Below are 12,830 nucleotides of genomic sequence, written 5' to 3'. Positions count from 1 at the left end.
ACACATGATTCATTTAGGGATTATCGGCACAAATTGGATCACCGATCAATTTGTACAAGCAGCCCACGAAACCAAACGGTATCAATTGGTAGCCGTATACTCAAGGAAATTAGCCACAGCGCAACGCTTTGGGGAAAAATACGGGGACATCGAATATGCGACCGATTTGGCCACTTTTTTTGGCTTAGCTCATATGGACACGGTCTATATCGCTTCTCCGAACAGTTTGCACTTTGAACAAGCCAAGCAAGGTATTTTGGCAGGAAAAAATGTCATTGTGGAAAAGCCAGCCTTTTCAACGACTGAGGAAATGGCGGAGATCATTGACCTAGCAAACCAACAACAGGTTTTATTCTTTGAAGCAGCTCGCAACATTCATGAAGCGAGTTTTTCAACCGTAGCCGAATTCTTACCCACACGCGGTGCCATTCTTGGGGCGAACTTTTCTTATATGAAATACTCGTCTCGTTATGACGCTGTACTAGCTGGGGAGGAACCAAATATCTTTTCTCCACATTTTTCTGGCGGAGCTTTAGCAGACTTGGGTGTGTATCCAGTATATGCGGCGGTCGCTTGGTTTGGTAAACCGCAGGACGTTCATTATTTTGCGCGCAAATTACCGACCGGTGTAGATGGTATCGGGACTGCTGTGCTACGCTATGCTGATTTTGATGTCACGATCCAAACAGGCAAAATCGCTGATTCAGAGTTACGATCAGAAATTTATTTTGAAGACGGGACATTAGACCTAAATGCCGTCAATGCTATTGAAGAAGCAGCATTTTATGAACGCCAAACAAAACAAACGCATCCATTAGCAGTCGCTGCTTTAGACAATCCGATGATCGAAGAAGCGCAAGACTTTGCAGACATCATTGAAAACAAAGATGATCCTAAACAAGGACAACGCTATGAGGAATGGGTGGAACTTGCCCGCAGTGTCAATGAAACCGTCTCTTTGATGCGTAAGCAGGCCGACATCATTTTTGATGCAGATAAAAAATAAGGAATGGAACATTTATGACAGTATTTGAATTGACACAATTGCCAGACGTCTGGCAGGAAAAATGGCAAGCGGCTGGGTATCACGCACCGTCCTTGATCCAAGAAAAAACCTTTGGTCCTTTAAAAGACGGCGCGTCTGTCATAGGAATCTCACCGACCGGTTCAGGTAAAACGTTGGCGTATCTCTTGCCATTGTTAACGAAGGTTGAAAAAAAGCAAGGCAATCAGCTGTTGATTTTGACTTCTTCACAAGAATTAGCGATGCAAGTCACAGAAGTAGCACGGGAATGGGCCCAAGCCATTGGTTTGACCGTTCTGCCACTAATTGGCGGCGCAAGTACAAAACGCCAAGTGGAAAAACTAAAAGACAAACCCGAGGTCTTGATCGGTACCCCAGGCCGTGTGTTAGAGTTGATCAAAGCCAAAAAAATCAAGACCCAGCAGCTGCAATCGTTGGTATTGGATGAGGTTGACCAATTATTGAAAGAGGGTGCCTTCACCCTGGCAGCCAAGATCAATCAAACATTACCAAAACAAATCCAGCGTAGTTTCTTTTCAGCAACCGCGAACGAAGTGATCGATGAGATTCGACCATTCGTGTCAAAAGAGCCGCTGATCATTGATGTTACCCAAGAAGATCAGAGCAAAGGCGTCATCCATCATTACTATTTGAACTATCCGCAACGACGAATCGTGGATGCTTTAAGACGCTTTGCTCATTTACCAAACTTTCAAGCCTTGGTTTTCTTCAATGAATTAAGCACAATGGGGAATGCGGAAGAAAAGCTATTGTTTCATGGCTTGCCGGTGGCCTCTCTGGCATCTGATCAAAACAAACTTGCACGAAAAGGTGCATTAGAGAGCTTTCGTCAAGGAAAACTAGTGGAACTATTGACGACCGATGTCGCCTCTCGCGGCTTAGATGTCGTGGATCTGCCTTACGTGATCAATACAGAAGTCCCTTTAGAAAAAGAATCCTATTTACACCGCGCAGGACGCGTTGGGAGAATGGGCAAAGAAGGAACCGTCGTCACGATCGTTCAAGACCATTCGTTGAAGGATTTGAAAAAAATCGCGAATCAGTTGTCCATAGAACTCAAGGAAGTCTATCTGCATGGGGGACAGTTACACACAGAAGCACCTGTTGTCGAAAAAGAAAGCAAGAAAGAAACGAAAACAGCAAGTGTGCAGAAAATTTCCAAGAAAACGCCTGAAAAATTACACACTCCTGTCAAAAAGAGCAAGAAAAAGACGAAAAAGCAAAAAGACAAAGGAAAAAGACGCCATTGAGCGTCTTTTTGTGTTACCATTAACGTTGTTTATTATTAGTGTGTAAAAAAATGAGGAGGCTATCGAATGAATTCGCGAAAAGAAGAGATTTTTCAAACGATCGAACTGCATAAGCAAGGGTTGACCGCAGTTGATGTCGCTAAAATCTTACAAATCGATCGCAGCAATGCAAGCCGTTATCTCAGTGAGCTTTATAAAGAAAAGAAAATCGGCAAACGTTCCGGCCGTCCGGTTGTTTATGAGCCTTTAGAAGAAACGGTCCATGTGGATGTTTCCTCTGAAGTTAGTTTTGAAAGTCTGGTTGGAGTCCAAGCTTCCTTGAAAGTAAGTATCCAGCAAGCCAAAGCGGCGATCTTATATCCACCTAGAGGACTCCATACCATTATTTTTGGTGAGACAGGTACCGGTAAATCCTTATTTGCCGAATGTATGTATCACTTTGCGGTTGAATCAAATATGTTAGAAAAAGATGCCCCATTCGTGTCCTTTAACTGTGCGGATTATGCACAAAATCCGCAATTGTTGTTTGGTCACATCTTTGGCATCAAAAAAGGCGCCTACACTGGTGCCGCAGAAGATAGTCCGGGGTTGATGGCAAAAGCCGATGGCGGCATCCTGTTCTTAGATGAGATCCATCGACTGCCGCCAGAAGGGCAAGAAATGCTCTTTACCTTCATTGATAAAGGGATCTACCGTCCATTAGGGGAAAGTAATCAAGTTCATGAAGCCGCCGTGCAGATTATCGGTGCCACCACGGAATCATCAGAAACCTTTTTAACGACCTTCAATCGGCGAATTCCCATGGCTATTACTTTGCCAAATGTGGAAAGTCGTTCCTTAGATGAACGGTATGAAATCATTTCGTTGTTTATCAAGCAAGAGGCGACCCGTCTGAACCAACGAATCGATGTCGAACGAGATGCGATATTGGCCTTTATGCTCTATGATGCAGAAGGCAACATTGGTCAAATCAAGCGCGACCTTAAACTCGTCTGTGCCAAAGCATTTTTGCATTATCGAACCTATGGAAAAAAACACTTGCTGATTCGAAAAGGCGATTGCTCCTTGCAAGTTCAAAAAGGCTTGTTGAAGATCAAAGAAATGTCGGAACGCTTGGATCGGTTTTTGGATGGCAAAGGCGACTTTCTAAGTTTTGAACCTGGCGACCCAGATGTCGTCTGGTCTCGTGATCCACAACGGAATATGCAAGTGTATAACGAGATCGAAGAAAAAGTCAGCTCGCTGATTGAAACGGGCGTAGCCAATGTCGATCTGGAAAATTTGATCTCTAAAGATGTCGATGCGTACTTTGAAAAGTATGTCGAAGAATTGATCCAAAATCCCGTTCATAAAGAACTGATTCCAGAAGACATTTGGAAACTGACAAATGTTCTTTATGATCTAGCTGGGCAAAGATTGTCTCGAACCTATAGTGAAAAAGCCCGCTTTGCCTTTGCACTGCATCTGCAAAGTACACTGGAACGTGTCAAAGAAGGACATATGATCGTTCACCCAGATTTGAATACAGTCAGAAAAAACTTGAAATCCGAGTTCCAGGTGGCAATGGATCTATCGACCATTATCGAAGAAGAACGCCATGTCGAGATCCCCTTCGATGAGATCGGCTTTATCAGTATGTTTTTAGCGATTCAAGTCAAACAACCCTCGCAACTGCCCCTTGAAAAAGTCGAGATCATTGTCTTGATGCACGGCAAGGCGACTGCCAGCAGTATGTTGGAAACGGCACAAGAGCTGCTAGAAACCGACCACGGCCAAGCGATGAATATGTCTTTAGATATGGAAGTCGGTCAAATGTATGAGCAGCTATTGTACTATGTCACTGATAATAAGGAAAAGATGAGCAACGGCTTATTGCTTTTAACTGATATGGGTTCCCTCAATTCATTTGCGAATTTGATTTCTGAAGAGACCGGAATTCGTACGAAAGCCATCTCGATGGTCAGTACGATGATCGTCTTAGAGGCTTTGCGAATGGCGGAAAGTGGCCGAAGTTTAGAAGACATTTATCAAAACATTCAGCGTTCTTTTGAAACCATCGTGCAAGAACAGTTCCGCACAGTTCGCGAAGCGAAGGGCAATAAAAAAGCAGTCATCGTCACTTGCTTTACTGGAGAAGGTGTCGCTGCTAAACTTTATCAACGAATTTATCCCGTCGTCGATCAATCAAAAGTCGAGATCATTCAAATGCAATTTATTGAAAAAGAAACCTTCAAGAAACATATTGATGGCTTGCTAGAAGAATATGAGATCAAAGCCATTGCGGGCACCGTCGAGATCGATTATCAAAATATACCGTTCTTTTCTGCCTATGATGTCTTTGATGACAATCGGTTGAATGTACTGAAGCGGATCGTTTCAGATGAAGTGCCGATCGAAAAAATCGTACGTTCATTAGAAAATACCTTAACGCATGTGGGGTCCGTCTATCATCTGATCGAAAGTCTGCAGCGAATCGTTCATCAAATTCAAAATCAATTGCATGTGATTGTTGAACCTACCGTTGATGCGGGCTTAGTGATTCATTTAGCCTTTCTAGTGGAAAGTTTATTGAAGAAGGAACATTCCCGTACCTTCCCCAATTTGGCGGCCTTCCAAAAACGCTATCGTATCGAAACAGATGTGTTGCGAACTCATTTATTGCAGATAGAGAAAAACTATCAAATCAAAATCTCTGAAGATGAGATCGCCTATTTAACACAAATGTTCTTAGAAAATGAAATAAAAAGTTATGATGAATCCGCACACAATATTAGTGTGTAATGAAAAATCCGTGAGTGTGCAAAAGAAAAATTGGTTCAGACCATTGATATATAAAGGTCTGAACTTATTTTTTTTTGGCACGCTTTTTGCTTTATAGTAAAGTGTAACTTACAACAGAAAGGAGCAGATACGCGATGGCGAAAAAAACGATTATGCTTGTTTGTTCAGCAGGAATGAGTACCAGTCTATTGGTGACGAAAATGCAAAAAGCAGCCGAAGCAAAAGGAATGGAAGCAGATATCTTTGCTGTTTCAGCTTCAGAAGCCGACCAACATTTGGAGTCGAAACCAGTCGATGTTCTATTATTAGGACCACAAGTACGATTCATGAAATCACAATTTGAACAAAAACTAGCACCAAAAGGCATTCCTTTGGACGTGATCAACATGGCAGACTATGGCATGATGAACGGCGAAAAAGTATTGCAACAAGCAGAAACATTAATGAACTAAGATTTTTAGGATCGAAGTGTAAGGAGGATTTTTAAAGATGGATGAGCAAAATTTGGAAGCCATTATGGGATTGATCATGTATGGTGGTAATGCAAAAAGTGACGCAATGGAAGCAATCGCGGCAGCAAAAGAAGGGGACTTCGAATTAGCTGACCAAAAAATCAAAGATGCTGAAGCATCTCTTGTGGAAGCGCATCATTCGCAAACAGGATTATTGACACAAGAAGCGCAAGGCAATCATATGACCGTGACATTGTTGACAGTGCATTCACAAGATCACCTAATGACGTCAATCGCATTTACCGATTTAGCGAAAGAAATCATTGATGTCTATCGACGTCTAAATAACGAATAATCTTTGAACGGATAGAAGTAGTTATTGTCGATGAATCAAAAAATCTTCTTTGACGAATAGAACTTATAGGAGGAATTAAGAATGGATGGATTAACAAGTTGGATGGAGAGACACATTCTCCCAGTTGCAGCTAAAATTGGTGCGCAAAAGCATTTGGTTGCTTTGCGGGATGCCTTTATCGGAATGATGCCAGCAACGATGGCTGGGGCAATTGCAGTATTATTGAACGCCTTCATGCGTGATTTTCCAAACACTTATCTAGGTGCGGACAATGCAATCACCAAATTTTTCACACCAGTGATTGCCGTCAACGGATTAGTTTGGACAGGTACCTTAGCAATCATGGCGGTTATCTTCTCAGCATCTTTTGGCTATAATTTAGCAAAGGCTTACAATGTTGATGCACTATCAGGTGCGTTGGTTTCTTTAGCAGCATTTATTATGGGTATTCCACAATCAGCTTCTCTTTCTTTAGCATTAGAAGAAGCACTACCAACCAACGTAGTAGACTTGATCAACAGCACAAGTGCTACATCAGGATTTGCAGCAGATGGTTCAACGATCAGCGCTGCTGGCTGGGGCTATTTCCCATTTAGTGCTTATATGGGCGGCTCAGGATTGTTCACCGCAATCATCTTTGGTTTCGTTTCAGTTATTATCTTTGCAAAATTGATGCAAAAAAATATTATTATCAAAATGCCAGATTCAGTGCCACCAGCAGTTTCTCGTGCTTTCGCAGCAATTATCCCAGGGATCGCCGGGCTATATGCATCAGGTTTGATTTACTATCTATTTGAACGTTTCGTTGGAATGCCAATTATTGACTGGATCTCTGAATCGATCCAAAAACCATTATTGGGTCTTTCTCAAGGATACTTTGCCGTATTTATCATTGTATTACTTGTCCATGTTTTGTGGTTCTTTGGCTTACATGGTACAAATATCATGGGACCCGTTTTACAATCGATTTACGGTGTGGCCATGGTTGAAAATACCAATGCTTACCAATTAGGGGAAGCAGTTCCTTATAAATGGGTAGCAGGTTCGTTCGAAGCGTTTGTTTGGCCTGGTGGAGCAGGTGTGACTTTAATGCTCTTGATCGCAATCTTGCTATTTTCTAAACGTGCCGACTACAAGACAGTTGGTAAACTAGGGATTGGACCTGGTTTGTTTAACATCAATGAACCAGTAATGTTCGGTCTACCGATCGTGTTGAACCCATTGTTTATCATTCCATTTATTGTTGCACCATTAGTTACAGCGACAATTGCTTACTTTGCAACAACATTAGGCTTAGTTGCACCAGTTGTGGTAAATGTGATCTGGGTAATGCCAACGATCCTAAGTGGCTTCTTGGCTACCGGTGGGGACTGGCGTGCAATCATCTTGACGATCATTAATTTGGCTGTAGCTTTATTGATCTGGGCACCATTTATTATTGCTGCCAACAAAATCAACCCAGCAGACCAAGAGAACTAATCAAACGAAGCAAACGTTCTAGATGGGTGATTTCACCCATCTAGCTATCTTTTTTAGGAGGAGAAAAAATGATTATCGTAAATTCCGCAATGCAGCAAGACAACATCAAAGCATTACTTGAGTCTTTGTCAGAAGATGAGATCAAGTATACCTTCAAAGAAAAAAAAGGGATTCAGTTGATTTTTGAAACAACGGCAGATGACAAAGAAAAAGCAGTGAAGCTTGCCAAGGACGCAATCAAAAATACCGATTGGGGCCGAGTACTATACTTCAACGTCGTTAGTCAATAGTGAGGTGATATCATGTTTAAAAATGGATTGTTTTTTATAAGTATCGGTAGTATGTTATTTATATACAGCGCCAATGCGCAGTCAGGTGAATACCACTGGGTGAATCTCATCACGTCAGTCATTCTAATGGCTATTGGAGGAATCATGGCTTCAATTGGACACAAACGCAACAAGAAAGACAAGGAGGCGCAAGATGGAAATCACTAAAAAAATGAATGTACCCGCTGACTTTTTATATAAAACGATCATCGATTCCGTTTTACATGATATTAAACAAGCGACAGATCAAACGTTGACAGAAGACCAATTAGAAGGCTATAGTTATCTAAAACAATTTTATAAAGATAGCAATGCCAATATAACGATTGAAACAGTCAAGAAAAACCAAGCCTATGCGTTCCAAACGGCGACGAAAAAAAATACCTTCCGTGTACACTATCAAATTGAAGCGATAGATGACGCGCATTGCACCTTGCACTATGAAGAAAAAATGACTTCTGAAGGAATGATCCAACAATTGAATGACATGCTCTTAGGCACCATTCTAGGATATTTCAAACGCAAGCAATTTAAAAAAATGTTGAGTATGATGGAAGAAGCATATTAAGGGGTCGACTGACGCCTTTTTTGCGTTTCTTGCGTGTTTTCAAGTAGAGGAGATGAAGGAATGACAGATGTCAAAAAAATGACCGAATTCGGTTCGCAAGAAGTACTGGAATTGGTTTCTTATGCCTTTCAGTGGGAGTTGAATGAAACAAATATCAAGCGCTATCGCAAGCTTGCGGAGAATTCATGGAATTATGGTTCCTACGACGAGGATGGAAAACTAGCGAGCCAAATCATGGCAACGATTTTTGATGTGAATTTTCATGGAACGACTTATCCAATGGCAGGGATCGGTTTTGTGGCTTCTTATCCAGAGTATCGCAGCCAAGGTCGAATCGATCGGATCATGAAACAAATCATTAAAGATTGCTATGAACAAAAAATCGTTCTTTCTTATCTGGCACCTTTCTCCTTTGCGTTTTATCGCAGATATGGGTATGAATATACCTTTGAACGCACCGTTTATGAAGTTGATGCGCATCATTGGCCCGATGGGAAGAAAGTGAACGGAAGGATTCAACGCATGAATTGGGAGGAAGCACAGCCGATCATTCACGAGATTTATCATCAATTGCCTCGCCATCAAAAAGGTGGGCTGATTCGCCAAGCCTGGTGGGAAGAAATCAAGTTTGTTTTGCGCAGACCGTATACGTTTGCGATTTATCGCAATGAAGCGGGCGTTCCTGAAGGGTATTTGATCTACTTTGTTGAAGGAGGACGCTTTGATATTCAAGAGTGGGGCTATTTGACCGCTGACGCGTATCAAGGATTCAATCGGTTTATCGTTTCCCATGCAGATTCAGTAGCGCAGATCCATTATCGACCAGGGTTTGATGGGGAAGTCCTGCAAGTAAATGCAGCCAAACCATTGGCTCACTACCAAGTGCGCCCGGACATGATGGCAAGAGTCGTCGATGTGGAAGGGTTTCTAACAAGCTATCCATTTACGTTGAAAAAAGCTGGTCGTTTTGCCATAGAAATTCAAGGGGATGATTATGCCCCATGGAATAATGGGTGTTATGAAGTGACGATCGAAAACGCTCAGCATCAGGTCATGAAAACGACGGACACCAAGTTGCCAAAAGCAACCTTGTCCATTCAGCGTTTTGTGCAACTGTTCTTGCAGGCGCAATCCCTTGATTCCTTGGTCTTTTTCCAGCAAATGGAAACGGAGAAGGAAGCTGCAGTGATGATTCAGGAAAACTTACCAGACGGAAAGCCGATTCTGGAAGATTATTTCTAAACAAATCGAGGCAGAGGTATTTGCTTTCCAACAAAAAAAGATTCCTTAAAAATAAGGAATCTTTTTCTTCAAAAAACGTTCCCTGCCGGAATCGAACCAGCAACTAATCCTTAGGAGGGACTTGTTATATCCATTTAACTAAGGGAACACAATAGCTATATTTTACCTGTTATTCGTGTTTCTCGCAAGATGAGAAGGAAAAGAAAGGAAGAAAAACATGGTCAAACGATTGATAAGTGCAAACTATAGTGAAATCAAAGAAATGTCGGCGCAAGAATTGAAACAATCCATTAAAGCGAGCGAAGGACGAGTGATTGTCTGTGAAACGGTGGTTCAAACCATGCCGCAAGCTGGCGACATCACCAACGCAGAAGTCGCGGCAGCTTTTGGGGCTGACTTGATTTTGTTGAATGGCTTTGATTGTTATCGTCCAGCTATTTTTGGGATGCCTGGTATCACATTGGAGCAGCTGCTTGATCCTACACAGCCCATTGAAAATCCGATTCCTCAACTAAAACAACTGATTGGACGACCTGTCGGCATCAATCTTGAGCCGATCCCAGCTACGACGGAAATGATGAGTGAAAAGATCAGCATCAGTCAAGGCCGTACAAGTTCGGTTGACACCATCAAAAAAGCCCAAGAACTCGGGGTGGACTTTCTCTGCTTTACAGGCAATCCTGGAACGGGTGTGACCAACCGAGAAATCGCTAAAGCAGTAAAATTGGCAAAAGAACATTTCTCTGGGTTGATCATCGCTGGGAAAATGCACAGTGCCGGCTCAGATGAACCTGTGGTTGATCGAGAAGCCATCATTTCTTACGCTGAAGCTGGGGCAGATATTTTGTTACTGCCTTCCGTTGGCTCGATTCAAGGCTTTCTAGAAAAGGATCTGATCGAAGCTGTTCAAATTGCCAAACAATATGACTTATTGACGATGTCAGCGATCGGAACGAGTCAAGAAAGCGCGCGTCCAGAAACGTTGCGACAATTAGCCATTATCAACAAAACTTGTGGGGTCGATCTGCAACATATTGGTGATGCCGGCTATGGCGGCATGGCACCGACCGAAAATATTTTCGAAACATCGGTTGCAATTAGAGGTATGCGCCATACGATCAATCGTGTCGGGCGTTCAATCAACCGTTAAATCAGAAAAAATTACTAGCGAAGGAAAACGGAGAATCGTTCTGCTTCGCTTTTTGCGTTTTTTTCGCTAAGTTAGAAAGAAAGGAGGAAACACAAAATGAAACAAGCATTGATCGTTTACGGAGGTTGGGAAGGACACGCCCCAAAAGAAACCAGTCAGTTTTACCAAACACTGCTGGAGTCAGAAGGATATCAGGTGACACTCGCCTCAGATTTTGAACCTCTCTATCATAAAGAAGAATTAAAAAGGCTGGATCTGTTGATCATGAATTGGACGCGAGGAGAATTGCCTGATGAGCCGCTGCAAAATGTCACTCAGGCTGTAGCAGAAGGGTTAGGATTAGCAGGCGTTCATGGCGGCTTTGCCTCGGCTTTTCAAGCCAGTAAAGGCTGGTTGTTTCTGACTGGCGGCTGTTTTTTGGCACATCCTGGTGGATTGGAAACGACCTATAGCATCGATCTTACGACAGATCACTATATTACGGCAAATACTCAATCGATCCCTCAGTTGACGACGGAGCAATACTATTGTCTGGTTGATCCAGCCGTCACTGTGTTAGCTACCTCAACATTTGCCGCTAAAGATCATCCGAATGCAGCTAACCAAGACGTCATACTGCCAATGATGTGGATCAAAAAATGGGGCAAGGGCAGAGTCTTTTTCCAATCCGTTGGACACAGTCTAAAAGAGCTAGAAGAGCCCACCATTCAGACTTGGACCAAACGAGGCTTTCTATGGGCCACCAGAAATACCTTGGCTGATCCGCTGAAAAATAGCCAGTATAGTGAGTAATCAGAAAAACGAATGAAGAAATAAACGCGTGCAATCGTTTTACTTTATGGAAAAAAATAAGCATGGTACACTTTATTTGTATTTGATTAAGCAGGAGGTAATGTGGAATGGGAAAATTTGGAAAAAGTTTTTTATCGCAGGTAATATCTGACGGAATCAAAGGACCATTTGTCACGATCATGCTAAATACGCATGTCGGCCACCAGAATGTCGAAAAGGATCAAATCAAATTTAAGAACTTTGCCAAAGATGCGAAGCGCCGCTTTGAAAAGAAATACCCAGAACATTCTTGGGATCTTTTTCAAACGAAAATTGATGAACTGCTTGCAGATCAATCATTTTGGCGTAACAGTACAACGAGTGTGGCGGTGATTATCACACCAGAAGATGTACTGGTCCATCGGTTAAGTATTCGTGTGGATGATCAATATTATGTAGGGGAAACCCCGTATGTATTAGCTGTCATCAAAAACGCACAATTTAATTACCCATTTTATCTCTTAGCGTTGAATCGCGATTCAATGCAAGTCTATCAAGTTGAAAACAATCAAGTGCGTGAAGTCGAGTTGCCAGAAGAGGCACCGACAACGATCGAAAAAGCGCTGGGGGAAGAAATCACTGGCGGCGGCAACTTTAATTACAGTGCCCAAGGTGGCCCTAACTCAGGGGGAGAAGGCGTCGCTTATCACGGCTTTAGTGCCAAAGATGAAGAAGTCGAGATCGATCACGTCAACTACTACCAAGCAGTTGATGCATTTTTTAAGAATGATTTTTCAAACGAAGAGCATTTACCAATGTATCTTTTTGCTTTACCAGAAAATCAAACGCTGTTTAAAAAAGTGGCAAAAACGAACTTTTTCAAAGCAGAACCAAGCATTTCCTCTTCACCAGCATCGTTATCTTTGAAAGAGATCCAAACGTGTACGCAAAAGCTGATTGCGGAGTTGACACAAAAAGAAGTTGGGGAATACGACAAGCTGTTGGATCGGAAATTTATTGACCAATTGGTTGATATCGTACCTGCAGCTAAAGAAGGCAGGATCGCCAATCTGTTTGTAGCGACTTCCAATCTCGCCGATGGGTTTGGAGAAGATCCTGACACGGAATACGATCGTCGCCAAGTGTTAAATACGCTGGCAATCGATGTTTTAGAAAATGGCGGCGAGGTATCTATTTTGGAACAAAAAGATGCCCCAGGAGAAAAAAGTTTGACTGCGATTTTGCGCTACTAAACGCAGTTGCGTCCTTCGTAAATAAATCGTTTACAAAAAAGAAAAGACTGTTGCAGATCTTTAGTGCAGCAGTCTTTTTACGAATTATAAAAAAATAAAGGCGTTTTCATTTTTTTTGATTTTCTATTAGTCATAAAGAAGATAATGTGCTATAA

The 12,830-nt window shown here is 42.2% G+C and carries 13 protein-coding genes and 1 tRNA gene; 13 read left to right on the top strand and 1 reads right to left on the bottom strand.

Features of this window, described 5'->3' with window-relative positions; translation table 11 throughout:
* Positions 1-4: 4 nt before the first annotated feature.
* The 10 genes from IGJ44_RS10955 (at position 5) to IGJ44_RS10910 (ending at position 9,501) form a co-directional block, all read left to right on the top strand.
* Positions 5-1,006, top strand: coding sequence for a Gfo/Idh/MocA family protein (locus tag IGJ44_RS10955; RefSeq protein WP_167827100.1), 1,002 nt, complete (start codon positions 5-7; stop codon positions 1,004-1,006).
* Between the two features lie 14 nt (positions 1,007-1,020).
* Positions 1,021-2,295: a DEAD/DEAH box helicase gene (locus tag IGJ44_RS10950; RefSeq protein WP_086338054.1), complete on the top strand. Its 1,275-nt coding sequence runs from the start codon at positions 1,021-1,023 to the stop codon at positions 2,293-2,295.
* Positions 2,296-2,361: 66 nt separating this feature from the next.
* Positions 2,362-5,076, top strand: coding sequence for a sigma 54-interacting transcriptional regulator (locus IGJ44_RS10945; RefSeq protein WP_270266960.1), 2,715 nt, complete (start codon positions 2,362-2,364; stop codon positions 5,074-5,076).
* A 134-nt stretch (positions 5,077-5,210) separates the two neighbouring features.
* Positions 5,211-5,528: a PTS sugar transporter subunit IIB gene (locus tag IGJ44_RS10940; RefSeq protein ID WP_005229471.1), complete on the top strand. Its 318-nt coding sequence runs from the start codon at positions 5,211-5,213 to the stop codon at positions 5,526-5,528.
* Between the two features lie 37 nt (positions 5,529-5,565).
* Positions 5,566-5,883, top strand: a complete 318-nt coding sequence (locus tag IGJ44_RS10935) for a PTS lactose/cellobiose transporter subunit IIA (RefSeq protein WP_005229473.1) — start codon at positions 5,566-5,568, stop codon at positions 5,881-5,883.
* Between the two features lie 81 nt (positions 5,884-5,964).
* Complete coding sequence (locus IGJ44_RS10930) at positions 5,965-7,362, top strand: PTS sugar transporter subunit IIC (RefSeq protein ID WP_081116262.1); 1,398 nt, start codon at positions 5,965-5,967, stop codon at positions 7,360-7,362.
* A 68-nt stretch (positions 7,363-7,430) separates the two neighbouring features.
* Positions 7,431-7,652, top strand: coding sequence for a hypothetical protein (locus tag IGJ44_RS10925; RefSeq protein WP_005231914.1), 222 nt, complete (start codon positions 7,431-7,433; stop codon positions 7,650-7,652).
* A gap of 12 nt (positions 7,653-7,664) precedes the next feature.
* Positions 7,665-7,859, top strand: coding sequence for a hypothetical protein (locus IGJ44_RS10920; RefSeq protein ID WP_005236946.1), 195 nt, complete (start codon positions 7,665-7,667; stop codon positions 7,857-7,859).
* Positions 7,846-8,259, top strand: a complete 414-nt coding sequence (locus IGJ44_RS10915; protein ID WP_005229481.1) for a DUF3284 domain-containing protein — start codon at positions 7,846-7,848, stop codon at positions 8,257-8,259. The genes IGJ44_RS10920 and IGJ44_RS10915 overlap by 14 nt, the downstream gene beginning before the upstream one ends.
* Before the next feature lie 60 nt (positions 8,260-8,319).
* Positions 8,320-9,501, top strand: coding sequence for a GNAT family N-acetyltransferase (locus tag IGJ44_RS10910; RefSeq protein ID WP_121260918.1), 1,182 nt, complete (start codon positions 8,320-8,322; stop codon positions 9,499-9,501).
* A 76-nt stretch (positions 9,502-9,577) separates the two neighbouring features.
* Here the strand turns inward: IGJ44_RS10910 and IGJ44_RS10905 are convergent.
* Positions 9,578-9,649 (bottom strand) — tRNA-Arg (locus tag IGJ44_RS10905).
* Between the two features lie 69 nt (positions 9,650-9,718).
* Between IGJ44_RS10905 and IGJ44_RS10900 the strand changes: the two genes are divergently transcribed.
* The 3 genes from IGJ44_RS10900 to IGJ44_RS10890 all read left to right on the top strand — a co-directional run bounded on the left by IGJ44_RS10900 (position 9,719) and on the right by IGJ44_RS10890 (position 12,675).
* Complete coding sequence (locus tag IGJ44_RS10900; protein WP_074536761.1) at positions 9,719-10,651, top strand: PEP phosphonomutase; 933 nt, start codon at positions 9,719-9,721, stop codon at positions 10,649-10,651.
* 96 nt (positions 10,652-10,747) lie between these two features.
* Positions 10,748-11,443: a ThuA domain-containing protein gene (locus IGJ44_RS10895; RefSeq protein ID WP_121260920.1), complete on the top strand. Its 696-nt coding sequence runs from the start codon at positions 10,748-10,750 to the stop codon at positions 11,441-11,443.
* Positions 11,444-11,550: 107 nt separating this feature from the next.
* On the top strand, positions 11,551-12,675 hold the full coding sequence (locus IGJ44_RS10890; protein ID WP_121260922.1) for a hypothetical protein: 1,125 nt from the start codon (positions 11,551-11,553) through the stop codon (positions 12,673-12,675).
* Positions 12,676-12,830: the final 155 nt, after the last annotated feature.

The sequence above is a fragment of the Enterococcus sp. DIV1368d genome (assembly GCF_050542975.1).
Lineage (GTDB): Bacteria > Bacillota > Bacilli > Lactobacillales > Enterococcaceae > Enterococcus_D > Enterococcus_D casseliflavus.
This window is presented reverse-complemented; position numbering and strand designations above follow the sequence as displayed.